Source organism: Pseudomonas sp. QLc11A, assembly GCF_052112305.1.
Taxonomy (GTDB): Bacteria; Pseudomonadota; Gammaproteobacteria; order Pseudomonadales; family Pseudomonadaceae; genus Aquipseudomonas; species Aquipseudomonas laurylsulfatiphila.
This window is the reverse complement of record NZ_JAVAJJ010000002.1, coordinates 467,295-490,863: the sequence shown is the minus strand read 5'-3', so window position 1 is coordinate 490,863 and position 23,569 is coordinate 467,295. Positions and strand designations below refer to the sequence as shown.

21 protein-coding genes are annotated in these 23,569 nt (G+C 60.6%); 5 read left to right on the top strand and 16 right to left on the bottom strand.

The window, feature by feature from the left end; translation table 11 throughout:
- Positions 1–10: 10 nt before the first annotated feature.
- The 6 genes from Q8X48_RS05085 to Q8X48_RS05060 all read right to left on the bottom strand — a co-directional run bounded on the left by Q8X48_RS05085 (position 11) and on the right by Q8X48_RS05060 (position 6,385).
- Positions 11–1,243 carry an SfnB family sulfur acquisition oxidoreductase gene (locus Q8X48_RS05085; protein WP_407799858.1) on the bottom strand — a complete coding sequence of 411 codons (1,233 nt, stop codon included), beginning with the start codon at positions 1,241–1,243 and terminating at the stop codon, positions 11–13.
- 368 nt (positions 1,244–1,611) lie between these two features.
- Positions 1,612–2,385 carry a hypothetical protein gene (locus Q8X48_RS05080; RefSeq protein ID WP_407799857.1) on the bottom strand — a complete coding sequence of 258 codons (774 nt, stop codon included), beginning with the start codon at positions 2,383–2,385 and terminating at the stop codon, positions 1,612–1,614.
- A 481-nt stretch (positions 2,386–2,866) separates the two neighbouring features.
- Positions 2,867–3,622, bottom strand: a complete 756-nt coding sequence (tcyN, locus tag Q8X48_RS05075; protein WP_007972898.1) for an L-cystine ABC transporter ATP-binding protein TcyN — start codon at positions 3,620–3,622, stop codon at positions 2,867–2,869.
- A 4-nt stretch (positions 3,623–3,626) separates the two neighbouring features.
- Positions 3,627–4,292, bottom strand: coding sequence for a cystine ABC transporter permease (gene tcyL / locus Q8X48_RS05070; protein WP_007972897.1), 666 nt, complete (start codon positions 4,290–4,292; stop codon positions 3,627–3,629).
- Positions 4,292–5,092, bottom strand: a complete 801-nt coding sequence (tcyJ, locus tag Q8X48_RS05065) for a cystine ABC transporter substrate-binding protein (RefSeq protein ID WP_015093009.1) — start codon at positions 5,090–5,092, stop codon at positions 4,292–4,294. The genes tcyL and tcyJ overlap by 1 nt, the downstream gene beginning before the upstream one ends.
- 300 nt (positions 5,093–5,392) lie before the next feature.
- Positions 5,393–6,385: a D-cysteine desulfhydrase gene (locus tag Q8X48_RS05060; RefSeq protein WP_407799856.1), complete on the bottom strand. Its 993-nt coding sequence runs from the start codon at positions 6,383–6,385 to the stop codon at positions 5,393–5,395.
- Positions 6,386–6,575: 190 nt separating this feature from the next.
- On the opposite strand from Q8X48_RS05060, the gene epsC reads away from it, so the two are divergent.
- Together epsC and betT are read left to right on the top strand one after the other, a co-directional pair.
- A complete protein-coding gene (epsC, locus tag Q8X48_RS05055) occupies positions 6,576–7,502 on the top strand; it encodes a serine O-acetyltransferase EpsC (protein ID WP_007972891.1) in 927 nt (308 codons plus the stop codon).
- Between the two features lie 392 nt (positions 7,503–7,894).
- Complete coding sequence (betT, locus tag Q8X48_RS05050) at positions 7,895–9,856, top strand: choline transporter BetT (protein WP_407799905.1); 1,962 nt, start codon at positions 7,895–7,897, stop codon at positions 9,854–9,856.
- Positions 9,857–9,879: 23 nt separating this feature from the next.
- Here the strand turns inward: betT and Q8X48_RS05045 are convergent, their stop codons facing one another.
- From Q8X48_RS05045 to Q8X48_RS05010, 8 genes are all read right to left on the bottom strand, one after another.
- On the bottom strand, positions 9,880–10,140 hold the full coding sequence (locus Q8X48_RS05045) for a hypothetical protein (RefSeq protein WP_041474972.1): 261 nt from the start codon (positions 10,138–10,140) through the stop codon (positions 9,880–9,882).
- A gap of 213 nt (positions 10,141–10,353) precedes the next feature.
- Positions 10,354–11,196 carry a taurine dioxygenase gene (gene tauD / locus Q8X48_RS05040; RefSeq protein ID WP_407799855.1) on the bottom strand — a complete coding sequence of 281 codons (843 nt, stop codon included), beginning with the start codon at positions 11,194–11,196 and terminating at the stop codon, positions 10,354–10,356.
- 144 nt (positions 11,197–11,340) lie between these two features.
- A complete protein-coding gene (gene tauC, locus Q8X48_RS05035; RefSeq protein WP_407799854.1) occupies positions 11,341–12,174 on the bottom strand; it encodes a taurine ABC transporter permease TauC in 834 nt (277 codons plus the stop codon).
- A complete protein-coding gene (gene tauB / locus Q8X48_RS05030) occupies positions 12,171–12,965 on the bottom strand; it encodes a taurine ABC transporter ATP-binding subunit (protein ID WP_407799853.1) in 795 nt (264 codons plus the stop codon). Before tauB ends, tauC begins: the two co-directional genes overlap by 4 nt.
- A 16-nt stretch (positions 12,966–12,981) precedes the next feature.
- Complete coding sequence (gene tauA / locus Q8X48_RS05025) at positions 12,982–13,959, bottom strand: taurine ABC transporter substrate-binding protein (RefSeq protein WP_407799852.1); 978 nt, start codon at positions 13,957–13,959, stop codon at positions 12,982–12,984.
- Positions 13,960–14,144: 185 nt separating this feature from the next.
- Positions 14,145–15,728 carry a glutamate--cysteine ligase gene (gene gshA, locus Q8X48_RS05020; protein WP_407799851.1) on the bottom strand — a complete coding sequence of 528 codons (1,584 nt, stop codon included), beginning with the start codon at positions 15,726–15,728 and terminating at the stop codon, positions 14,145–14,147.
- Between the two features lie 271 nt (positions 15,729–15,999).
- Positions 16,000–16,383: a PaaI family thioesterase gene (locus tag Q8X48_RS05015; RefSeq protein ID WP_008003235.1), complete on the bottom strand. Its 384-nt coding sequence runs from the start codon at positions 16,381–16,383 to the stop codon at positions 16,000–16,002.
- A complete protein-coding gene (locus Q8X48_RS05010) occupies positions 16,383–18,707 on the bottom strand; it encodes a Tex family protein (RefSeq protein ID WP_126048618.1) in 2,325 nt (774 codons plus the stop codon). Before Q8X48_RS05010 ends, Q8X48_RS05015 begins: the two co-directional genes overlap by 1 nt.
- Before the next feature lie 361 nt (positions 18,708–19,068).
- On the opposite strand from Q8X48_RS05010, the gene ompR reads away from it, so the two are divergent.
- Positions 19,069–19,809 carry an osmolarity response regulator transcription factor OmpR gene (ompR, locus tag Q8X48_RS05005; protein WP_007972873.1) on the top strand — a complete coding sequence of 247 codons (741 nt, stop codon included), beginning with the start codon at positions 19,069–19,071 and terminating at the stop codon, positions 19,807–19,809.
- Positions 19,810–19,924: 115 nt separating this feature from the next.
- Positions 19,925–21,238, top strand: coding sequence for an ATP-binding protein (locus Q8X48_RS05000; protein ID WP_407799850.1), 1,314 nt, complete (start codon positions 19,925–19,927; stop codon positions 21,236–21,238).
- 168 nt (positions 21,239–21,406) lie between these two features.
- On the opposite strand, the gene rimK is transcribed toward Q8X48_RS05000, so the two are convergent.
- Both rimK and rimB read right to left on the bottom strand, forming a co-directional pair.
- Positions 21,407–22,312: a 30S ribosomal protein S6--L-glutamate ligase gene (gene rimK / locus Q8X48_RS04995; protein ID WP_007972871.1), complete on the bottom strand. Its 906-nt coding sequence runs from the start codon at positions 22,310–22,312 to the stop codon at positions 21,407–21,409.
- Positions 22,309–22,788 carry a retropepsin-like aspartic endopeptidase RimB gene (gene rimB, locus Q8X48_RS04990; protein WP_007972870.1) on the bottom strand — a complete coding sequence of 160 codons (480 nt, stop codon included), beginning with the start codon at positions 22,786–22,788 and terminating at the stop codon, positions 22,309–22,311. Before rimB ends, rimK begins: the two co-directional genes overlap by 4 nt.
- Positions 22,789–23,004: 216 nt before the next feature.
- Here rimB and Q8X48_RS04985 point away from each other — a divergent pair, with 216 nt between their 5' ends.
- Entirely contained in the window at positions 23,005–23,409 is a 405-nt protein-coding gene (locus Q8X48_RS04985) for an RNA-binding S4 domain-containing protein (RefSeq protein ID WP_015093021.1), read from the top strand.
- The last annotated feature ends 160 nt before the right edge of the window (positions 23,410–23,569 follow it).

Genomic DNA, 23,569 nt, shown 5'->3' with positions numbered 1-23,569 from the left:
TGTCTGGTCGTTAAATCCAGGAATGACGATTAGGCAGCGTGCCGTTGAGGCGATAGGCGCCGATGGCGTGGTATTTCCAGCGCACCGGATCGTGCAGCGTGTGCACCCGGGCATTGCGCCAGTGGCGGTCGAGGTTGAACTCGGCGAGGGTGGCGCGGCTGCCGGCCAGTTCGAACAGCTTTTCGCTGGCCTGCAACGAAATCTCGGTGGTCAGCACTTTGGCTTCGGCCACGGCAATCGAGGCGCGGGCGGCGGACTCGGCGGTGAGCGGTGCGGCGCTGACTTCATCGAGCACCTGCCCGGCTTTGCGCAGTAGCGCTTCGGCGGCGTGCAGTTCGATTTTCAGCTTGCCGATATCGGCGATCACATACAGGTCATCGCTGGCCCGCTCGACCTTGGCGTCGATCCACGGCCGTGCGCGGGTTTTCACGAAGTCGATGGCGTCGTCAATGGCACCCCGGGCGATACCGGCGTCGATGGCCGCCTGAATCAGTTGGGAGACGGCGCCCTGGATGTTCGGCGTGTCGTTGATCCGCCAGTTATCCACCACCAGTTCTGGATCGACCTGCACGTTGTTGAGCAAAATCGTGCCGCTGGCGGTGGTGCGCTGACCAAAGCCGGACCAGTCATCGACGATGCGCAATCCCGGCGTGCCGCGACGGATGAACGCCAGCACTTGTTTGCCGTCGTCATTCAATGCCTTGACCGCAACCCAATGGGCGAACAGCGCACCGGTGGAATAGAACTTCTGGCCATTGAGGACGCCGTCGGCGGTGAGGCGTGCCTTCAGTTCCAGAGTGTTTTTGGTGCCGCGTTCCGGCCCGGCATTGCCGATGCGCCAGCCATCGAGGACGCTTTTGAACAGTTGCCTTTTCTGCGCTTCGGTGGCGCTGCCGAGGATCAGGTTAAGAATGCCGAACTGGTTTTGCGGAATCTGCCCAAGCGCCGGGTCGGCGGCGGAAATGATCGCGAAGACCTCGGCCAGGGTGACGAACGAAACCTGCGGGCCACCGTATTCGCGGGGGATGGAAATGCTGCCCAGGCCGCTGCGGGTGAACAGTTCGATTTCAGACCATGGGAGCTTGCGCAACTGGTCACGCTTGGCCGCTTGCAGGCGCGCAACGTGCGCCAGTTCCTGGGCCGCCTTGATGGCTTGGGCGTCGTTGCGCAAGATTTGTGCGGGCAACAACAACGGGGCGATGTCCAGGTCACTCTGGACGATTGCATCTGCCAGACTGGACATCAGTGCCACTCCTTGGCTGCTCGCAATGCCCTGGCGATCTGCACTGGGGTGATTGTGTTCCGGACCATACCTACCTCACATCTTATGGAAGCGCCGCTTGTGGCCGCGCATGAAAACAAGAATGTCCGGTGGTCCGGTGTATATACCCTAAACGTGTATAAATATTTTATGAACTAACTTTTAGGAATATTAATAGAAGGTGTTCTGGGGGGGCAATCTCTGTGGCGAGGGGGCTTGCCCCCGTTCGGCCGCGCAGCGGCCGCAAAACCTGCTACCGCGATGTCCTGATGGACCGAAGTTGCATATTTTGGGGCGCTTCGCGTCCAACGGGGGCAAGCCCCCTTGCCACAAAAACACGGTGGGCACAGTCACTGCCGCCGCTGTCTGCAGGGTTCAGCAGCCTTGAGATGCTGTTTCTTCGGGACTTTCACATAAGGATTGGCGCAACCGATCTTCAGCGTGCGGGCCGGTGCCCAGCGGGAGTTGTTGCCTACCCTGTCGAGAATGCAGTACGTCACTTCCAGGTGCAGATCTTCGCCTGCTTCGAGGATGATGGCCGGCGGTATCCAGACGTGGATCGGCTGGCCTACATCGGCGGACTTGAGCGGTGGCAGATCCATGCGCACATCGCCCCAGCGCAGGGTGATCTCGTCGTCGACAGCCATGTTCAGGTACGGCTCGATGGTCAAGGGAACACCGCGTTTGACCTGGCTCGGATTGACCCCCTGACGGCGAATCGCCTCGGGAATGCTCACCGGTGCCAGGCACTGGTTTTCATCGCCGCACAGCGCCGAAGGTTGACCGCCTGGACAGTCGAGTTTGATCTGCACGTTTTGACTGGCCGATACCGCCGGACCCCGGCCAATCTGCATGACCCGGTAGTGAATGCGCGAGGTACCGTTGGCGACAAAACTCTCAGGCACCCGCAACTGCACCGGTCGGCCGACATCGCTGGCCGTCAGCACGCGGGAGGCCACGTAGCAGTTGTCCCAGAACAGTTCGACCAGGTCTCCTGCGTCCATGGCGGGGTAGGGCGCCACATCGATCAGCAGGTGCGCCGCGCAGGTGACGTTGATGCCGGCCTTGTTCGATTGCGCCAGGGTCGGGGCTGCAAGCCCGGATTTGTTCGAGGTGCTATTCATGAAGTCTCCTTGAAGTCTTGCAACGAAGTCCGTTTCTGGAATATCAAAAACCAATAATCGAACAAAAAACCATTCATTACTTAGAGCGGGAACAATGAGTTGAATGTGATGAGTGTCGCTGGCTGAAGACTAGATAAAAGTCAGGGAGATCCGCTGTCAATAAGATTTGTTAGTTATGGTGGTTGTGTGGCGCTATTCAGAAAGTTCCTACGGTTCCAAGTAATTAAACCGTGCCTGTGCGTCGAAGTTTTCTGCTGAAAGCGAGTGAATACGGGCAGACTTGTGCAAGTCTTGGGTGCCGTCTTACGACGGAGGATCTGGTTGAGTTGGCATTGCTTAATTATCGTGACGCATATATTTGTACCGCGCACGCGTACAGGATATGCATGTTAAATAGATGGGTTTGATTTTGTATTAATGAAGCGTATTTCGAGGGGTATCACTTCCGTCCATGGAAGTTTACCGTTGTTACGCAGGGTTTTTAGTTGTGTGCGTTATTCAGGAACTTGCTCAGGAACTGTCGGGTTCGCTCTTCTTTCGGGTTGGCAAACAACGCCTTCGCTTCGCCTTGTTCGACGATCACGCCCTTGTCGAAAAACACCACACGGTTGGCCACGTCCCGGGCAAAACCCATTTCGTGGGTGACGATCACCATGGTGCGTTTCTCTTCGGCCAAGCCACGGATGGTCGCCAATACCTCGCCCACCAGTTCCGGGTCGAGGGCCGAGGTCGGCTCATCGAACAGGATCACTTCGGGCTCCATTGCCAGCGCCCGGGCAATCGCCACGCGCTGTTGCTGGCCACCGGAGAGGCGACGCGGGTAAGCGTCCTCCTTGCCCGCCAGACCGACCTTGGCCAAGAGTTTTTTACCCAGGGCTACAGCATCGGCGTGCGGGGTCTTCTTGACCACGATTGGGCCTTCGATGACGTTTTCCAGGGCGGTGCGATGGGGGAACAGATTGAAGTTCTGGAACACGAAGCCCACGTGCTGGCGCAAACGTCGCACCAGGCTCTGCTGCTGGTTCAGGGGACGGCTGGTATCGATCTCGATATCGCCGACCTTGATCCGGCCGCTGGTGGGTTCTTCCAGAAAATTCAGGCAGCGCAGAAAGGTGGTCTTGCCCGAACCGCTAGGGCCGATGATCGCGACCACCTCGCCTTCCTTGACCTCAAGATCGATGCCATTGAGCACGACTTGACCCTTGAACTGCTTTGTCAGTTTTTCCACGACAATCATTGGGTCAGGACTCCTGGTCGTGCCGATTGACCCGCGCTTCCAACTGGTTCTGCAGGTGCGACAGCACCGTGGCCAGGACCCAGTAGATCAGTGCGGCGGCAAGATACATGGTGAAGATTTCGAAGGTGCGGGCGGTGATCAGTTGCGCCTGACGGAACAGCTCCGGCACCTGGATGGTAGCGGCCAGCGCCGTGTCCTTGACCAGCGAGATGAAGCTATTGCCCAGCGGCGGCAATGCGGTGCGCATGGCCTGCGGCAGGATGGCCCGACGCAGGGTTTGCGCGCGGGTCATGCCGATACTGGCAGCGGCTTCCCACTGGCCGCGCTCGATGGAGCTGATCGCGGCACGCAGGATTTCGCAGGCGTAGGCGGCCATGTTCAGCGAGAAGCCGATCAGGGCCGCTGGCAGCGGATCAAGTTCCAGACCCAATTGCGGCAAGCCGTAATAGATCACGAACAGTTGCACCAGCAACGGCGTGCCGCGAAAGAACGACACGTAGATGCGGGCGATCCAGCTCACCAGCTTGAAGCGCGACAGGCGCATCAGCGCCAGGCCGAACCCCATCACCAGGCCGAAGAACATCCCGCCCAGGCTGAGGATGACCGTGTAGTACGCGCCCTTGAGCAGAAAGGGCACGGAGTCCAGTGCGAGTTGGAAAGCTTCTTCCATTATTGAGTGACGTCAGCGTTGAAGTATTTTTCCGAGAGCTTTTTCAGGGTGCCATCGGCGCGCAGCTTGTCGATTGCCTTGTTCACCGCGGCCAGCAGTTCAGGCTCGCCTTTGCGCAGGGCAATGCCGGCTTCCTGACGGGAGAACGCGTCACCGGCGGCGGTGGTGTCCTTGGCTTTCTTGGCGTATTCCAGCGCGGCCAGGCGGTCGATCAGAATGGCGTCGATACGGCCGACACGCAGGTCCTGGAACTTGGTCGGATCATCTTCATAGGTGCGGACATCGGCGGTCGGCACATTGGTTTTCACCCACTCTTCGTAGTTGGTGCCCAGGCCTACACCGACTTTCTTGCCACCCAGGTCGGCAGCGGTCTTGATGTTCAGCTCGGCGGCCTTCTTGGTCAGCACCAGCGCCTGGATACCGGAAACGGTGTAAGGCTCGGAGAAGTCGTACTTCTTCTTGCGCTCTTCAGAGATGGTCACCTGGTTGATCACTGCGTCCAGGCGCTTGGATTCCAGGGCCGCGAGGATGCCGTCCCATTTGGTCGGTTGCAGTTTGACCTTGACGCCCAGCTCTTTGGCCAGGGCTTCGGAGAACTCGACTTCGAAGCCGGTCAGTTTGCCGTCGGCATCGACGAAACTGAACGGTGGGTAAGTGCCTTCCAGGCCAACGTTGATCACGCCGGCGTCCTTGATTTTTTGCAGTTGCTCACCGGCAACGGCTTGGCCAATCAGGCCAGCGCTCAGTGCCAGGCCCAGCGAGCCCACCAGCAGATTGCGACGTAGTGCGGAAAAATTCATGACAAGCCCCTGTGTTTTCTTATGGAAGACGCTTTAGGAAAGTTGGCAAATTCGGGATTCGGACGACTGCGATATCCTGCCCTAATGCAGCTTATGCGTCTCGCTGCAAATTCACCTGTAGCATGACTATATGATGGCGTTTTTAGAATGGAAAATATTAATTATTCTTCTGGTTATTCCATTTTTGAATAACCTGCGTTTTTACTGTAGGAGCGAGCTTGCACGTGATGGTCGTCAACGATAACGCGGGCAACCTGACACCCCGCGGCGCCCTGTCGTCCATCGCGAGCAAGCTCGCTCCTACAGAAAATTCTTATAAGCAAACAACGCCGGCGCCCCACCTGTGTGCAGGAAGATGATCGGACCTTCGTCGAAGCGCTGACGCCCGATCCCGTCCAGCAGGCCCGCCATGGCCTTGCCAGTGTAGACCGGGTCCAGCAGCAAGCCTTCCTGACTCGCCAGCAGCTTCACCGCCGCCAGTGTTCCGGCATTCGGCTCGCCATAACGCGGGGCGAAGTATTCGTCCCACAACTCGACATTGAAAGCGTCTGGTAGGTCCATGCCCAGCAGTTCGGCAGTGCGTTCAGCCAAACCTTGAACCTTTGGCCGCTGGTCTTCATCGCTGCGCGAGACCGTCACGCCGATCACTGGCAGCTCCGGCAGTGCTTCACTCAAGGCCAGTGCCAGACCGCTGTGGGTACCGGCACTGCCCGAGGCCAGGACCACGGCGGCGAACGTCAGGCCGGTGTCCTTGATCTGTTCGGCCAGTTCCAGCCCGGCACGTACGTAGCCGAGTGCGCCCAGCGCGTTGGAGCCTCCGATCGGCACCAGGTACGGCTTCTTGCCGTTGCTGCGCAGTCTGTCGGCCAGTGCCTGCAGTTGTTCGTCGGCGTTATCGAGGTTTTCCACCAGTTCGACCTTGGCATCGAACAGGTCGAGCAGCAGGCGGTTGCCGTTGCCGGTGTAATTGTTGTCATCGGTGCCGAGGGGGTTTTCCAGAAGGGCTACGCAGCCCAGACCCAGTTTCGCCGCAATGGCAGCCGTCTGGCGCACGTGGTTCGATTGCAGCGCGCCGGCGGTGATCAAGGTGTCGGCACCCTGGGTCAGCGCATCGGCGGCCAGGTATTCGAGTTTGCGCAGCTTGTTGCCGCCCATTGCCAGCGGCGTCAGGTCATCGCGTTTGACGTACAGGTCGCGACCCAGCCAGGTCGACAGGCGTTCGAGTTTTTCCAGGGCGGTGGGTTGACCGAGCAGGTCGAGGCGGTTAAAGCGGGCAAGCTGTTGTTTGATCATGGGTCCGTACTGGCCGTGGAAGATCTCAGGACTATAGGCACGCGAAAAAGGCTGGGCAACCGTCAATTGCTTATAGCTAATCGTAATGAGCACAGCATTATTGGTTCTTAATTTGCCCCGCTGCCCTTGCCGTAAAGTAATCGCCGTCAGTGCGGCCAGACAGTCCGGTCGCCCGTGAGGAGTTTTTACCGTGAGTGAGCGTTCCAGCCATTGGCAATTGCAGACCATCGTCAGCCAGCTTCGCACCGCGCGTGAGCAATGGCGAGCGCAAAATGGCCGGGCCAGTACCGAGCAGGGCGGTCGCGAGCTGCCCTCCCGGGCGGCCATGGCAGAGATTCTCGAAGCCTTGTGCGGTGCGCTGTTCCCGATGCGCCTGGGGCCGGTAGACCTGCGCGAAGAGAGTGAAGACTTCTACGTCGGCCACACGCTGGATGTGGCGTTGAATGCGCTGTTGGCCCAGGCGCGACTCGAATTGCGCTATGCCGCGCGCCACAGTGCCCAGGCCGATACCGAAGTCGAAGCCAAGACCATCCAGATCATCCAGGACTTCGCCCTCGCCCTGCCGGGCTTGCGCAGCCTGTTGGACACCGACGTACTGGCGGCCTATCACGGCGACCCGGCGGCGCGCAGTGTCGATGAAGTGCTGTTGTGCTATCCGGGGATCCTGGCGGTGATTCACCATCGGCTGGCCCACCATTTGTACCGTGCCGGGCTGCCGTTGCTGGCGCGTATCAGCGCGGAAATCGCCCACTCGGCCACGGGTATCGACATTCACCCCGGCGCGCAGATCGGCCGCAGTTTCTTCATCGACCATGGTACTGGCGTGGTGATCGGCGAAACCGCGATCATCGGCGAGCGCGTGCGGATTTATCAGGCCGTGACCCTGGGCGCCAAGCGCTTCCCGGCGGACGAAGACGGTCAGTTGCAGAAAGGCCAGCCTCGGCATCCGATTGTCGAAGATGACGTGGTGATTTATGCCGGGGCGACGATTCTGGGGCGGATCACCATCGGCCAGGGTTCGACCATTGGCGGCAACGTCTGGCTGACCCGCAGCGTGCCGGCGGGCAGCAACCTGACCCAGGCGAATCTGCAGCATGAAGATGGGGCGCAGAAGTAGGTCTTTGAATCTCCTTTGACTGGTCTGGCCTCATCGCGGGCAAGCCCGCTCCCACAAGGTTTTCTGTCGTTCACAGCTTTTGTGTTCAACCAGGATCCACTGTGGGAGCGGGCTTGCCCGCGATTGGATTTCAAGTCGAATCGAGTCGCCAATCCCGCACCAGATCCTCCCTTGAGCTAGCGTATTAACACTACCGCCGAGCCCTGCGATTAGTCCTTAGCCCCCTATCCATGTTTAACTTGAACGTTCATTCAAGTTAAACCGGTGGTTCGCTGCCCGCTCACAACAGGAGGCTTGCCTTTGCTGAGTCCGATTTCTACAGCCACGTTTTACCCCTTCGAGGTGCACCGTACATGAGTGCATCGTCCATCCCTCCAAGCGGCCTGGTCCGCATGAATCCGCCGGTGTTCTGGTTCTCGGCGAGTTTCATTCTGTTGTTTGGTGTCGTTGTCATCGCCATGCCCGAACAGGCCGGTGCCTGGTTGCTGGCGGCGCAAAACTGGGCGGCCAACACGGTCGGCTGGTATTACCTGCTGGCGATGACCCTGTATCTGGTCTTCGTGGTGGTCACCGCCTTGTCTGGCTACGGCAAGATCAAGCTCGGTGCCGACCACGACGAGCCCGAATTCAGCTATTTGTCATGGGCCGGCATGCTGTTCGCCGCGGGGATCAGCATCACCCTGTTTTTCTTCTGTGTGTCCGAACCGTTGACCCACATGCTGCAGCCGCCGCAAGGCGAGGCCGGCACGGCGGACGCGGCGCGTCAGGCGATGCAGATTCTGTTTTTGCACTGGGGCCTGCATGGCTGGGGTGTGTTCGCCTTTGTCGGTATGGCGCTGGCCTATTTCGCCTATCGCCACAACCTGCCGCTGGCCCTGCGCTCGGCGCTGTATCCGCTGATCGGCAAGCGCATCAATGGCCCCATCGGCTACGCGGTGGATGGCTTCGGCATCATCGCCACGGTGTTTGGCCTTGGCGCCGACATGGGCTTTGGTGTGTTGCACCTCAATTCGGGCCTGGACTACCTGTTCGGCATCGCCCACACCCAGTGGGTTCAGGTCGGCCTGATCACCCTGATGATGGGCGCGGCGATCATCGTTGCGGTGTCGGGCGTCGACAAGGGCGTGCGGGTCATGTCCGACATCAACATGCTGCTGGCCTGTGCGCTGTTGCTGTTCGTGTTGTTCGCCGGCCCCACGCAGCACTTGCTCAACACCCTGATCCAGAACCTCGGCGATTACCTCGGCGCCTTGCCGATGAAGAGCTTCGACCTCTACGCCTACGACAAACCCAGCGACTGGCTGGGCGGCTGGACGGTGTTCTATTGGGCCTGGTGGATCGCATGGTCGCCGTTCGTGGGCTTGTTCATCGCGCGGATTTCCCGTGGCCGCACCATCCGCGAATTCGTCTTCGGCGTGCTCCTGATTCCGCTCGGCTTCACCCTGGCGTGGATGTCGATCTTCGGCAACAGCGCCATCGATCAAGTGCTCAACCACGGCATGAGCGCGCTCGGCATGTCGGCTATCGACAATCCGTCGATGACGCTCTATCTGCTGCTGGAAACCTACCCGTGGAGCAAAACCGTCATCGCGGTGACGGTGTTCATCAGCTTTGTGTTCTTCGTCACCTCCGCCGACTCCGGCACCGTGGTGCTGTCGACGCTGTCCGCCAAGGGCGGCAATCCCGATGAAGACGGGCCGAAATGGCTGCGGGTGTTCTGGGGCGCAATGACCGCACTGGTGACCAGCGCGCTGCTGTTTTCCGGCAGCATCGATGCATTGAAGTCGGCGGTGGTCCTGACTTCGTTGCCGTTCTCGCTGATCTTGCTGTTGATGATGTGGGGGCTGCACAAGGCGTTTTATCTGGAGTCGCAGAAGCAGATTGCGCAGATGCATTCACTGGCACCGGTCTCGGGTTCTCGACGTGGCAAGGGCGGCTGGCGGCAACGCCTGAGTCAGGCTGTGCATTTCCCGTCGCGCGACGAGGTTTATCGCTTCCTCGATACGACGGTGCGACCGGCCATTGAGGAAGTGTCGGCGGTGTTTCGCGAAAAGGGGCTGCACGTGGTCATGCACCCGGACCCGGCCCATGACAGCGTCAGCCTGGAAATCGGCCACGGCGATCAGCATCCGTTCGTTTATCAGGTGCAGATGCGCGGCTATTTCACGCCTTCGTTTGCCCGTGGCGGCATGGGCTCCAAGCAACTCAACAATCGCCGTTACTACCGGGCCGAAGTGCATTTGAGCGAGGGCAGCCAGGACTACGACCTGGTGGGTTACACCAAGGAGCAGATCATCAACGACATCCTCGACCAGTACGAACGGCACATGCAGTTCCTGCATCTGGTGCGTTGATCACGGGCAGGGCGCCGGGGCTTTTAGCTCTCGGCGCTCAGCACCATGAACAACACCAGCGCCGCCACGGGGATGCTGAACACCATCGTGCCGATCCCCAGTTCCGTACTCAACGACTGGCCGGCGGTCACCACACCGATGGCGCCGTTGATCACCGTCAGCGCCAGCCACAGGATCACGAAACTGTAGGTGAGTGTCTGGCGGCTGAAGCCGAGTTTCTCGCCGATGAACAGCATCATCGCGAGCAGGGCCAGGCCGAAGGTGATGATGATGGTGGTGTGCATGGCTTCTTCCATCCTTGCGATCGTTATCGCTTCTTCGTTGCTTTGGCGACTGTGTTCCTGTCGGCCCGGATCACGCAAGTCTGTCGGCCTCTTCGCGGGCAAGCCCGCTCCCACAGGTTCAGCGGTATTCACAGGATTTGTGTACGACACGGGCACTGTGGGAGCGGGCTTGCCCGCGAAGGGGCCATTTCAATCAATACAGAAACTGGCTGATCAGCGAAAAAACGGTACATCCCCCAACACCGTCGCCCGCTGCATCACCCGCCGCGCCGGCCGGTAATCATCCACGGCGTAATGCTGGGTCACGCGGTTGTCCCAGAACGCAATGTCGTCCTGCTGCCAGCGCCAGCGAATGGTGAATTCAGGCCGCGTCGCGTGGGCAAACAGAAACTTCAGAATCGCCTCGCTTTCGGTTTCCGACAATTCGTTGATCTTCGAGGTGAAGCCTTCGTTGACGAACAGCGAACGCCGCCCGCTCACCGGGTGCGTGCGGATCACCGGGTGTGACAGCGGCGGATTCTTGCGCCGTGCTTCCTCCCACTGGGCCAGCGCCTCGGGCGTGTTGCCATAGCGCTCCAGCGGGAACGAACGAGTGAAATCGTGGGTGGCGTTCAGGCCTTCGAGCAAGGTTTTCATCGGTGCCGACAGGGCTTCATACGCGGCAATTCCGCTGGCCCACAAAGTGTCGCCGCCAAACTCCGGCAACAGCTTGGCGCTGAGCACCGCGCCCATGGCCGGGGTCGGCAGGAAGGTCACGTCGGTGTGCCAGATCGCGTTATCGCGCACGTCGGTGACGGCGGTGTCGAGGACCAGCACTTCCGGTTGTTCCGGCACATTGGGGTAGATCGGGTGAATGTGCAGGTCGCCGAAATTCGCCGCGAATCGTGCCTGTTGCTGTGGGGTGGTCGGCTGGTCGCGAAAGAACAGGACCTGATGCTTGAGCAGCGCCTGTTCGATGGCGTCGCGATGTTCCGCGCTCAGCGGCTGGCTGATGTCGACGCCGCTGATTTGTGCACCGAGGGCCGAGCTTAAGGGGACAATGGTTGGGTGGCTCATGGTGGTTCTCATTGATCCGGGGTGTCGAGCTTTTGTGGGAGCGAGCTTGCTCGCGATAGCGGACTGTCAGGCGACACAAGTGTTGAACGTGCAACCGCCATCGCGAGCAAGCTCGCTCCCACAGGGTACTCACAGGGCAATTATTCAGTGGGCCTGGCCGTGCCACGGCACCAGTTTGCGTTGCAGGGCGCGCAGGCCCAGCTCCATCGCGAAGGCGATCAGTGCAATCACCAAGATCCCCAGGACCACCACATCGGTGACCAGGAACTGCGCGGCGGACTGCACCATAAAGCCAAGACCGCTGGTGGCGGCGATCAATTCGGCGGCGACCAGGGTCGACCAACCGACACCAAGGCCAATGCGTACCCCGGTCAGAATGTCCGGCAAGGCACTCGGCAAAATCACGTGGCGGATCAACTGCGCGCGAGTGGCCCCCAACGACTGCGCGGCACGCAATTTGGCCGGGTCGACCGTGCGCACGCCGGTGGCGGTGGCGATGGCAATGGGGGCGAAAATCGCCAGGTAAATCAGCAGCACTTTCGACAGTTCGCCGATGCCGCACCAGATCACGATCAGCGGCAGGTAGGCCAGCGGTGGGATGGGCCGGTAGAACTCGATCAGCGGGTCCAGCACGCCACGGGCGATACGGTTGGCGCCGATGGCGATGCCCACCGGCACGGCGGTGAGAATCGCAAAGCCGAGGCCCAGGCCGATGCGGCTCAGACTCGCCCCGAGGTGCTGCCACAGGGTTGAGTCCATGTAACCCGAGGTCGCCAGCAGCCAGCCTTTTTGCAGCACGGCGGAAGGTGGCGGCAGGAACAGCGGCTCGATCAAACCGGTCGCCGTCACGGCCCACCAAATGACAATGAGCGCGGCCAGTGTCAGCACGCTGATCCAGCGAGTGCTCAAGCGGCGTTGTGCCGCAGGCACAGGAGTACCTGGCTTTATCGCGGCGACGGGAATTTCGTAACTGCTCATGCGCGCTCCTGCCGCTGGGCGGTGCTGCGTTGGGAGAACACTTTGGCGAGCACGTGTTCTCGGGTTTCGATAAAACGCGGGTCGGATTTGATTGAGCGGGCCGACTCGCCGGCGGCATAACGCTGACCGAAGTCGAGGCTCAGGCGCTCGACGATTTGCCCGGGGTTCGGCGCCAACAGAATCAGGTCGGTGGCGAGGAACACGGCTTCTTCGATGTCGTGGGTAATCAGGAACACCGGTTTGGCGGTGCGTTGCCAGACTTGCAGCAACAGCTCCTGCATCTGCTCGCGGGTGAAGGCATCCAGGGCGCCGAAAGGTTCGTCCATCAGCAACACGCGCGGGTCGGCAGCGAGCGCGCGGGCCAGGCCGACACGCTGCTTCTGGCCGCCCGAGAGCTGCCAGATGCGGCGCTGTTCAAAACCGCAAAGATCGACCAGGGCGAGCATTTCCCGGGCACGCGCTTCGCGTTTGTCCCGGGCAATACCGGCCAGCTCCAGGCCGAAGCCGACGTTGGCCAGCACGTCTTGCCAGGGCAGCAGCGCGTCGTCCTGGAACACCACGCCGCGCTCGGCGCTCGGGCCTTTGACCGGCACGCCGTCGAGGGTGATGCGTCCGGCGCTGGGTTCGACGAAACCGGCAATCAGGTTCAACAGCGAAGTCTTGCCACTGCCGGACGGGCCGAGGGCGACCAGCAATTGCCGGGGGCCCAGGCTCAGGGAGATATCCGCCAACACCGGTTCCGGGTTGCCGGGGTACTGTGCGCTGATACGCTCCAGCTGTAGCAAAGCCATCGCAGTCAACTCCCGATCAATTGGTGATGAACTTGGCGCTGACGTACGGCGCGTAGTCCGGCAGCACCGCCTCGACCTTGCCTTGCTCCTTTAGGAACGCGGCGGTGTCGGTGATGGCTTTGGTGGTCGGCGCGCCGAGGGTGAGCACCTGGTCAGCCGCCAGCGGGTAGACGTTGCCTTGCAGCAGCAGCGGAATGTCGCTGACCTTGGCGCCGGACAGTTTTACCAGCTTGTCGACGTTGCCCTGGTTGGCGAGCCAGGCTTGTGGGTCTTTGCGGTAGTCGGCGTAGGCGTCGAGGGTCACTTTGGCGAACGCGGTGACGATCTCCGGGTGCTTCTCGGCGAAATCCTTGCGCACGATCCAGGCATCGAAGGTCGGGGCGCCGAACCTGGCCAGTTCACCGGAAGTGATCAGGACCTTGCCGTTTTCCTTGGCCACGCCCAGGGCTGGATCCCACACGTAGGTGGCGTCGATGTCACCGCGTTTCCAGGCGGCGATGATCGCCGGTGGCGCCAGGTTGAGAACGGTGACTTTCGAGGGATCGATGTTCCAGTGCTTCAGTGCCGCGAGCAGGCTGTAGTGGCCGGTGGATACAAACGGCACAGCGATTTTCTTGCCGATCAGGTCTTGCGGAGTCTTGATCCCGGAGCCGTCGCGGGCGACCAAGGCTTCGGCGGCACCGATCTGGGTGGCGATGAGGAAAGTTTCCACCGGGACTTTGCGAGTGATGGCAGCGGTCAGGGGGCTGGAACCGAGGTAGCCGATCTGCACGTCGCCGGAGGCGATGGCGGCGATGATATCGGCACCGTTGTCGAATTTGCGCCAGCTGATATCGGCCTTGGTGGCTTTTTCGTAAGCGCCGTCGGCCTGGGCGACTTTCGCCGGGTCAACGGTGGTCTGGTAGGCAACGGTGACGTCGGCCGCCTGGGCAAAGAAAGTCGCGGTAGCCAGCGTTGCGGCCGCCAGCAAGCGTAGAGGGAAAGTCAGTTTCATCAGAAAGCTCCTTGTCAGGCGACCGGATGTCGGCGTGAGAAAGAGACTAAATGATCTAAGAATTCGAAAATAAATAACTTTTTAGAATGAGCTTATGAGAGGAAAACTTGAGGAACGACCGCTACGCGGTCATCGCGAGCAAGCTCGCTCCGGGCGGCGTTCCGACGATAAGGTCCGAAGGACCATCAGTTGCTGATAGCCAGAATGCTCGCCTGGTACGCCCCGACAAACACATCGAAATCACCGACTTCGTTCTGCTCCAGCTCAGCCTGTTGAGCCAGCGATGAACGCGCCCGCTCTTCAAACTGCGCTTGTTCCTCAGCCGGCAACGGCTCGCTGCGGAAGAACTCGGCATGCGCCTGGCTTTGGCGCAGCGAGAACTGGGCGAAGCTTTCCTTGTGCTCGGCCATGGCCGCCAACACCTGGGCCGACGGTGTCAGGGATGGGTCCCGGACCTTGGCCATCTGGGCGTCCAGCGCCTTGCTGTGAGCATCGCCGCCATGGCTCTGGTCGAGCATCGCCGCCAGCGGAGCGATTTTTTCCAGCAGCTCACCGGCCCACTCCTTCAGATCAACCGGCTGGCCGTCGCGTTGCAGTTGCAGGCCTGGACGACGACCTTCCTTGACCACGCTGAGGAAGTTCGAGGTCGCGTTGCCGCAGCTGGTGTTGGTCAGCAGCGGGCTGTCGTTGAGCGCGCAGTACAGCAGGAACGCATCGAGGAAGCGCGACTCGGTAAGGTCGATGCCCATCGGCAGGAAGGGGTTGATATCCAGGCAGCGCACTTCGACGTACTGGATGCCCCGGGCCATCAGCGCCTGGATCGGCCGCTCGCCGGTATAGGTCACGCGTTTCGGACGGATGTTGGAGTAGTACTCGTTTTCGATCTGCAGGATGTTGGTGTTGAGCTGTACCCACTCGCCATCCTGATGGGTGCCGACTTCGACATAGGGTGCGTACGGCGTGGCCACCGCTTTGCGCAGGCTGTCGGTGTAGCTGGCCAGATCGTTGTAGCACGGCGTCAGGCCGGCCTGAGCGTTGCTCTGGTAACCCAGGTCGCTCATGCGCAGGCTGGTGGCATACGGCAGGTACAGGGTGTGCGGGTCCAGTTGTTCCAACTGGTGCGAACGGCCGCGCAGGAAGCCGGCATCCAGCGCTGGCGACGCACCGAACAGGTACATCAGCAACCAGCTGTAGCGGCGGAAGTTGCGGATCAGCGCGATGTAGGACGACGACTGGAAATCGCGGTCGCTGCCGACAAAGCCTTCGGCCTGCCTGAGCAGCGGCCAGAGTTTTTCCGGCAGGGAAAAGTTGTAGTGGATGCCGGCAATGCATTGCATGGTCTTGCCGTAACGCAGGGCCAGGCCCTTGCGATACACGTACTTGAGCTGCCCGATGTTGGACGTGCCGTAATAGGCGATCGGGATGTCTTCCTCGGCCGGCAAGGGGCACGGCATCGATGGACTCCACAGATACTCGTTGCCGAGCTTGCTGTAGGCAAAACGGTGAATGCTGTCCAGGCTCGCCAAGGTGTCCGCCGGGTCGGGCAGGGCCGGAGTGATGAACTCCAGCAGCGACTCGGAGTAGTCGGTGGTGATCTGTTCGTTGGTCAGCGCGGAACCCAATTCTTCCGGGTGCGGCGTTTGCGCCAGGCGACCTTCGCTGGTCACGCGCAGGCATTCACGTTCGATGCCGTGAAGGCACTGTTCGAGCAGAGAGAGGTTAGCGCGCTCGCCGAGCAGGGCCAGGCGGCGGTTGAGAAGTTCGCTCAAGTTGGATTCCTTCACGCGTCAGTCGCCCCAATATGGGGGTGGGCAAGACGGTCTACAAGGGTGAAGTTAAAACTGGCGTTTTCGCCTCGTTTTTGAGCCTGACAGGCCATATGCCGATTTTCAAGAATTGCACGTTCCCTGTGGGAGCGGGCTTGCCCGCGATGAGGGAGTGTCAGTCACCATTTATGTGGTCTGACACACCGCCATCGCGGGCAAGCCCGCTCCCACAGGTTGCTTTGCGCTGAAATTAACTCAAATTGATGACGACTAGCTACAGGACAGCGAACGTGCCTTGTGCTTTTGCGACCAGTTTGTCGCCCTGCATCACATCGGCTTCGACCACCAATGTGCGGCGACCCGGGTGGATCACCCGCGCCGTGCACATCACCTCGCCTTCGGATACGGCGCGGATGTAGTTGATCTTGCACTCGATGGTCGCGCTCTGCTGGTCAAAGCCGTGGGTGCTGGAGCAGGCCAGCCCCATGGCAATGTCCACCAGGCTGAACAAGGCCCCGCCGTGGAGCTTGCCGCCGCGATTGCGCAGTTCGGGCTCCAGTGCCAGGGCGACTTGCGCCACCCCGGTTTCCAGACTGTGCAAGCGGCAGCCCAACAGCTTGAAAAACGCGCTTTCGGTCAGCCCGGCGGGAATGTCCATCAGCGTTTCTTCAACTGCTTGGCATTGGCGAACAGCGACGCCATGGCGTTGTTGCTCGGTGCTGCTGCCGTGGTTTCCTTGCGCGGTGCAGTGTTCTGGGATTGGCGTGGCGCCGACCCCGGACGCGCACCGCGAGCGCCGTCGATTTTCTCGCCCGGGGTATCGCTCATGCGCATCGACAGGCCAACGCGTTTGCGCGGGATGTCGACTTCCATGACCTTCACTTTCACCACGTCACCGGCCTTCACCGCTTCGCGCGGATCCTTGATGAACTTCTCCGAAAGCGCGGAGATGTGCACCAAACCGTCCTGATGCACGCCGATATCGACGAAGGCACCGAAGTTGGTCACGTTGGTCACCACGCCTTCGAGGATCATGCCCAGTTGCAGGTCCTTGAGGTCTTCGACGCCTTCCTGGAACTCGGCGGTCTTGAACTCGGGGCGCGGGTCGCGGCCGGGCTTGTCCAGTTCCTGAAGGATGTCGGTGACCGTTGGCAGACCGAAGGTTTCGTCGGTGAATTTTTTCGGGTCCAGGCGCTTGAGGAAACCACTGTCGCCAATCAACGAACGAATATCGCGATCAGTCTCGGCGGCGATACGCTGCACGAGTGGGTAGGCTTCCGGGTGCACCGCGGAGGCGTCCAGGGGATTGTCTCCGTTCATCACGCGCAGGAATCCGGCCGCCTGTTCGAAGGTTTTTTCACCCAGGCGCGCGACTTTCTTCAGCGCAGCGCGGGTCCTGAACGCACCGTGCTCGTCGCGGTGGCTGACGATGTTCTGCGCCAGGGTCGCGTTGAGACCGGAGATGCGCGCCAGCAGCGCCACGGACGCGGTGTTGACGTCGACGCCGACGGCGTTCACGCAGTCTTCGACCACTGCATCCAGACCACGGGCCAGTTTCAGCTGCGACACGTCGTGCTGGTACTGGCCGACACCGATGGATTTCGGATCGATCTTCACCAGCTCGGCCAACGGGTCTTGCAGGCGACGGGCAATCGACACGGCGCCACGGATCGACACGTCGAGGTCCGGGAATTCCTTGGAAGCCAGTTCCGATGCCGAGTAAACCGATGCACCGGCCTCGGAGACCATGACCTTGGTCATCTTCATCGCTGGATATTTTTTGATCAGCTCGGCGGCGAGCTTGTCGGTTTCACGGCTGGCGGTGCCGTTGCCGATGGCGATCAGGTCCACCGAGTGCTTGGCGCACAGGGCGGCGAGTACGGCGATGGTCTGGTCCCACTTGTTGTGCGGCACGTGCGGGTAAACCGTGGCGTGATCCAGCAGCTTGCCGGTGGAATCAACCACCGCCACCTTGCAGCCGGTGCGCAGGCCAGGGTCGAGACCCAGCGTGGCGCGCGGGCCGGCCGGGGCCGACAGCAGCAGGTCGTGCAGGTTGTGGGCGAACACGTTGATCGCTTCGGTTTCCGCGCCATCGCGCAGTTCGCCCAGCAGGTCGGTTTCCAGATGGGTGTAGAGCTTGACCTTCCAGGTCCAGCGCACCACTTCGCCCAGCCATTTGTCGGCGGCGCGGTTCTGGTTCTGGATACCGAATTGCTGGCCGATCATGCCTTCGCACGGGTGCATGGTGCCCGGCAGTTCGTCGCCGACTTTCAGCGCGGAGCTGAGGATGCCTTCGTTGCGGCCACGGAAAATCGCCAGCGCGCGGTGCGACGGCATGCTTTTCAGTGGTTCGTCGTGTTCGAAGTAGTCGCGGAACTTGGCGCCTTCCTCCTCCTTGCCGGCAATCACGCGGGCACTGAGGGTGGCTTCCTGCTTGAGGTAGTTGCGCAGCTTGTCCAGCAGGCCGGCGTCTTCGGCGAAGCGCTCCATGAGGATGTACTTGGCGCCTTCGAGGGCTGCCTTCACGTCGGCCACGCCTTTTTCGGCGTCGATGAAACGTGCGGCTTCGGTTTCCGGGCTCAGGGACGGGTCGTTGAACAAACCGTCGGCCAGTTCGCCGAGGCCGGCTTCCAGGGCGATCTGGCCCTTGGTGCGGCGCTTCTGCTTGTACGGCAGGTACAAGTCTTCGAGACGGGTCTTGGTGTCGGCAAGCTTGATGTCGCGTTCAAGTTGCGGGGTCAGCTTGCCTTGCTCTTCGATGCTGGCAAGGATGCTGATGCGCCGTTCGTCGAGTTCTCGCAGGTAGCGCAGGCGCTCTTCCAGATGACGCAATTGCGTATCGTCGAGGCTGCCGGTCACTTCTTTCCGGTAACGGGCGATGAAGGGAACGGTAGAGCCTTCATCGAGTAGCGCGACGGCCGCTTCGACCTGTTGTGGGCGTACACCGAGTTCCTCGGCGATGCGGCTGTTGATGCTGTCCATAAAACCACCTGACAAATTGTGAAAGCAGGCTCGCAGGCTCAAGGATAAGGGCTCGGCGAGTCTGGTTGAGCGGCCTGGCCTGCGCCGCTACCTGGATCAAAAGGTATCCCGTTGACCCGTGAAATCGAACAATTACTGCCGACGCCATGAAAATAAATGGCGTCTGTCTGTAGTACCTGTCTGATGTTGCCTGACACAAAAGGCCGCGCATTATAACCAGCGTTCTGTCATTCGGGGGCATCACGGGTTGCCGGTGCAATGGCCGGTTTTCTGGCACTAAAGGAAAAATCTGCTAACAATGCACACGGTGCGTATAACGGCAGCTACGCCATAATGCGCGCCGAGATCAAAGGAGCATCCAATGAGCAGCACTGCACAAACTGCTGAAGGCGAGAAAATTCTTATCGTTGACGACGATCCGGGGCTGAGCAGCCTGCTGGAACGTTTTTTCGTCAGCAAGGGCTACCGCGCCCGCGCCGTACCGAACACCGAGCAAATGGATCGCCTGCTGGCGCGCGAAGTGTTCAACCTGGTCGTCCTCGACCTGATGTTGCCCGGCGAAGACGGTCTGACCGCCTGCCGCCGCCTGCGCAACGCGAACAACCAGATTCCAATCATCATGCTCACTGCCAAGGGCGACGAGCTGAGCCGCATCAAGGGCCTGGAACTGGGCGCCGACGATTACCTGGCCAAGCCGTTCAACCCGGATGAGCTGATGGCTCGCGTCAAGGCGGTACTGCGTCGCCAGTCGGCGCCGGTGCCAGGCGCCCCAGGCAGCGAAGACGAAAGCGTGACCTTCGGTGACTATGAGCTGTCCTTGGCCACCCGCGAGCTCAAGCGCGGCGAAGAAGTGCATATGCTCACCACCGGTGAGTTCGCGGTACTCAAGGCACTGGTGATGAACGCGCGTCAGCCGCTGACCCGCGACAAACTGATGAACCTGGCCCGCGGCCGCGAGTGGGATGCCCTGGAGCGCTCCATCGACGTGCAGATCTCCCGCCTGCGCCGGATGATCGAGCCCGATCCGTCCAAACCGCGTTATATCCAGACTGTCTGGGGCGTGGGTTATGTGTTTGTTCCGGATGGTACCGCCACCAAGTGATTGGCGATGTGTAGGAGCGGGTCATGCGGGCATCGGATCAATCGATCCTGCCCGCAGACTCGCAAACCGCAATATGCGAGCATCGCTCTCTCCTGCAAGTGTTTAACGGTTATCCATGAAAACCCCCGTTTGGTTCCCCCAGAGCTTCTTCTCCCGCACCCTTTGGCTGGTGCTCATCGTCGTTCTCTTCTCCAAGGCGCTGACCCTGGTTTATCTGCTGATGAACGAAGATGTGCTGGTGGACCGCCAGTACAGCCACGGTGTCGCCCTGGTGCTGCGCGCCTACTGGGCGGCTGACGAAGAAAGCCGCGCAAAGATTGCCGAAAGTGCACCCCTGATTCGGGTAGTGGGCGCCGGTGTCCCGGAAGGCGAGCAACATTGGCCATACAGTGAGATTTACCAGCGACAGATGCAGACCGAGTTGGGGCCGGACACCGAAGTGCGACTACGCATGCATTCTCCCCCGGCACTGTGGGTTCGTGCGCCGAGCCTGGGTGAAGGTTGGCTGAAAGTGCCGTTGTATCCGCACCCGTTGCGTGGCCAGAAAATCTGGAATGTCCTCGGCTGGTTCCTTGCTATCGGTCTGCTGTCCACGGCGTCTGCGTGGATCTTCGTCAGCCAACTCAATCAGCCTTTGAAACGTCTGGTGTATGCCGCGCGGCAACTCGGCCAGGGTCGCAGCGTGCGCCTGCCAATCAGCGATACGCCGAGCGAGATGACTGAGGTTTACCGCGCCTTCAACCAGATGGCCGAGGACGTCGAACAGGCCGGTCGCGAGCGTGAGCTGATGCTGGCCGGGGTTTCCCATGATTTGCGCACGCCGTTGACCCGCTTGCGTCTGTCCCTGGAGTTGATGGGCGATCGCACCGACCTGACCGACGACATGGTGCGCGATATCGAAGACATGGACGCGATTCTCGATCAGTTCCTGGCGTTCATTCGTGACGGGCGCGACGAGTCGGTGGAAGAAGTTGACCTGAGCGACCTGGTCCGCGAAGTCGCGGCGCCCTACAACCAGAATGAAGAGAAAGTGCGGCTGCGCCTGGAGCCGATTCAGCCGTTTCCGTTGCGTCGTGTGTCGATGAAGCGACTGTTGAACAACCTGATCGGCAATGCGTTGCATCATGCCGGCAGCGGCGTGGAGGTGGCGGCGTACGTGTCTGGGGATGTGAGCGCACCGTACGTGGTGCTGAGCGTCATGGACCGCGGTGCCGGTATTGATCCGTCGGAGCTGGAAGCGATCTTCAACCCGTTCACTCGCGGTGACCGTGCCAGGGGCGGGAAGGGCACCGGGTTGGGGCTGGCGATCGTGAAGCGGATTGCTTCGATGCATGGTGGGAATGTTGAACTGCGTAACCGTTCGGGCGGTGGACTGGAAGCGCGGGTGCGCTTGCCGTTGGGGTTGATGTTGCCGAGGGATGCGGTTTAAAACCTGATTTTTTCAGTGGGGCTGATGGCCCCTTCGCGGGCAAGTCGGATCGCCGCACCGCCGCTCCCACAGTGATTTTGGCTAGCCGAAATATCGCTATCAACCCAAAACCCTGTGGGAGCGGGCTTGCCCGCGAAGGCGGCCTCCCAGCCGCCACAAAAACCAGGGTTAACCCTTACCCTTGGTCCGGGTCATATTCGGCCCGCCATTCTTCTCCAGATGCTCAATGATGATCCCCGCCACATTCTTGCCAGTGGTGGTCTCGATCCCTTCCAGTCCCGGCGACGAGTTCACTTCCATCACCAGCGGCCCGTGATTGGAGCGCAGGATGTCCACACCCGCCACCGCCAGCCCCATGACCTTGGCTGCACGCAACGCCGTCATGCGCTCTTCCGGCGTGATCTTGATCAGGCTCGCGCTGCCGCCGCGATGCAGGTTGGAGCGAAACTCGCCGGGTTTGGCCTGGCGCTTCATTGCCGCAATCACCTTGTCCCCGACGACGAAGCAGCGAATGTCTGCACCACCGGCTTCCTTGATGTACTCCTGGACCATGATGTTCTGCTTGAGGCCCATGAATGCCTCGATCACCGATTCTGCGGCGGTCGCGGTTTCGCACAGCACCACGCCGATGCCTTGGGTGCCTTCCAGCACCTTGATCACCAGCGGCGCGCCGTTGACCATTTCGATCAGATCGGGAATGTCATCGGGGGAGTGGGCAAACCCGGTCACCGGCAAGCCGATCCCGCGACGGGACAGCAATTGCAGCGAACGCAGCTTGTCCCGTGAGCGGGCAATGGCCACCGATTCGTTGAGCGGGAACACCCCCATCATTTCGAACTGGCGCAGCACGGCGCAGCCATAAAAAGTCACGGACGCACCGATCCGTGGAATCACTGCATCGAAACCTTCCAGCGGCTTGCCGCGGTAGTGGATCTGCGGCTTGTGGCTGGCGATGTTCATGTAGGCGCGCAGGGTGTCGACCACCACCATTTCATGGCCGCGTTCAGTACCGGCTTCAACCAGGCGGCGGGTGGAATACAGACGCGGGTTCCGCGACAGCACAGCGATCTTCATGCAACACCTGTGGAGGAGGTAGATACCGGGAACACCGGCTTGTCTTGTACATACTTGATGCCCGGATTGACCACCAACTGGCCATGGATCAGGGCTTTGGAGCCGAGCAGCAGGCGATAACGCATGGACTTGCGGCAGGCGAGCGTGAACTCGACCCGCCAGACCCGGTCACCGAGGGCCAGGGTGGTGCTGATCACGTATCGCACCTGCGCGTGACCGTTTGAGCTTTTAATGGTTTTCATCGTCACCAGCGGTGCTTCGCAGCGTCGGTGGCGCAGTTGTACGACGGAGCCCAGGTGGGCGGTAAAACGCACCCACTGCTCACCATCGCGCTCGAACAACTCGATGTCGGTGGCGTGGAGGCTTGAGGTGCTGGCACCGGTGTCGATTTTTGCCCGAAGACCGGCGACTCCCAAATCCGGGAGCGCCACCCACTCGCGCAGACCGACAACGGTCAAATGGTCAAATGTCTTCAAAAGTGCTCAACCGGTAGAAACCGCTCGGGCCGCACGCGGCCGGATTCGCGGTATTCACGCAGAATAATGATTAAAAGGCGACAGATATCTACAGCCCGGATTTCCAGCCTCGCAAGGAGGTTATGGAATGTCGGTATTGTAATCCGGGTCGGTGAAATTCTTGGTACGTCAGAAACGGTAGTACAGTTCACCAATATTTCAGAATGAGGAAATTCCATGGCACAAAAAAGTGAAGAGGACGACAAAGTCCGCCTCGATAAATGGTTATGGGCTGCACGATTCTACAAGACCCGCGCGCTGGCCAAGGCGGCGATTGAAAGCGGCAAGGTGCACTGCCGGGGCGAACGCTGCAAGCCGGGTAAAGAGCCACGGGTCGGTGACGAGTTTGTGATCCGTACCGGCTTCGAGGAGCGCACGGTGGTGGTCCAGGCGTTGTCGATCGTTCGCCGTGGCGCACCGGAGGCACAGATGCTGTACGCCGAAACGGAAGCCAGCATCGCCAAGCGCGAAAACGCCGCCGCCGAGCGCAAGGCAGGCGCCCTGGGCGTGAGCACCGATGGCAAACCGAGCAAGAAACAGCGACGGGATCTGTTCAAGTTTCGTGGCAGTAGCAACGAATGATTGACCGGGTCCGTCGATCACTCAAACAGGCAACGACTTGTAATTGTGCTTGCGCGTAGCCATATGGGGTAATTCGCCTACCCTAAACGAGCCATTGGCAGTGCCATTCGTCGTAAAGCGCACACAATCGCCCGCCTGTAAGCCATAACCAGACAGCAAG